The 1,311-nt window shown below is 58.2% G+C and carries 2 protein-coding genes; both read right to left on the reverse strand.

What is annotated here, in order from left to right:
- The coding region (gene tnpC, locus ACQRAX_RS25440; protein WP_427867771.1) for an IS66 family transposase at positions 1-888 on the reverse strand (888 nt) is incomplete at its 3' end.
- 18 nt (positions 889-906) lie between these two features.
- Complete coding sequence (gene tnpB / locus ACQRAX_RS25445) at positions 907-1,266, reverse strand: IS66 family insertion sequence element accessory protein TnpB (RefSeq protein WP_427867772.1); 360 nt, start codon at positions 1,264-1,266, stop codon at positions 907-909.
- Positions 1,267-1,311 lie beyond the last annotated feature (45 nt).

Raw genomic sequence — 1,311 nt, forward strand, 5'->3', positions numbered from 1 at the left:
CTCCTGCGCGCGGCTGGTGGTGTAGTCGAACAACACAACTTGCCGTTCGGGCGGCCCACTGGCCTGCACCCACATCCAGGATTGGCTGGTCGGATCGCGATCCGGTTCTTTCAAGACCTGCACTCGCGTTTCGTCGCAGTGGATGACCGGGCTTTCCAGCAACCGATCGCGCATCAGGTTCAGCAGCGGCTGGAAATGCTCACTGCACTGGATCACCCAACGTGCCAGCGTTTGCCGTGGGATTTCGATACCGTGCCGGTTCAGTACCGTTTCGAAACGGTGCAGCGGCAAGCCATCGACATACTTGGTGGTTAGCAGCATGGCCAGCACGCTGGGACTGGCCATGCTCTTTTCGATCAACTGGGCCGGCTTGTCAGCGGTCACCGGCGAGGTTTCACAACCGCGGCAGCCGTAAACCTTGCGTACGTGTTTGAGCACGCGGATCTGCATCGGCACGATGTCCAGTTGCTCGCTGGTTTCTTCACCGATGACATGCTTGCGGCAACCACAGGCACAAGTGAGTTCGTGCTCGGGCAGGTCATGGATGACTTCGACACGCGGCAGGTCGGCCGACAACGGTTTGCGCTTGCCACGGCGCTTGACCGGGGCAACGACTTCTTCGTCCGCATCGTCAATCACTGCCAGCAGTGGCTCGCTTTCCGCCTCATTGAACATCGCCAGTTGCGGCGTATTGGGATCGACGGTCTGTTCGGATGTGCGGTTGAACAGCCGATCACGCAGCAGCTTGATCTGTTCTTTCAGGTCGACGATATGGGTCGCATAAGCCTCCTTGACCTCCTGTTCGCGCACACGGGCAGCGTAACTCTCAAGCAGCATTTGCTTGAGCAGAATGGGATCGTCGGGAAGGTTGTCGGGCAATGAAATCATGGCCCGGATTATACCGGGTCAGGCGACGAAACGGGGTGTCAGAACCTGATGCGGACGGTTGCGCCAGAGGTCGAAGCCGTCGAGCAACCAATTCAGCTCCTGAACGGTCAGGACAATGGTTTCATCGGTGGCGTCGGGCGAAGTTTTGAAGCGTTCGGCTTCGAGGCGCTTGAGCCAAAGGCAGAAGCCGTTGCGCTCCCAGTACAACACCTTGATGCGGTTACGGGCTTTATTTAGGAAGACGAAAAGGACAGGGTCGAACACGGCGACTTTGATATCCAGCTCGACCAGGGCGGCCAGGCCGTCGATGGACTTTCGAAAATCCACAGGCTTGGGGTAGAGGTAGACTTTTTCCACTTGACTGTCGGGGCGCATCATAGCGGCGGACTCCAGAAAGAAATCGGGAGCGCAGCATCGGGTTTC

The organism is Pseudomonas sp. UM16 (assembly GCF_050312595.1).
In the GTDB taxonomy this organism is placed as follows: domain Bacteria; phylum Pseudomonadota; class Gammaproteobacteria; order Pseudomonadales; family Pseudomonadaceae; genus Aquipseudomonas.

Bases quoted from the DNA above. Each gene is read 5' to 3' on its own strand.
- tnpB (WP_427867772.1), bottom strand. From the start codon at position 1,266: ATGATGCGCCCCGACAGTCAAGTGGAAAAAGTCTACCTCTACCCCAAG.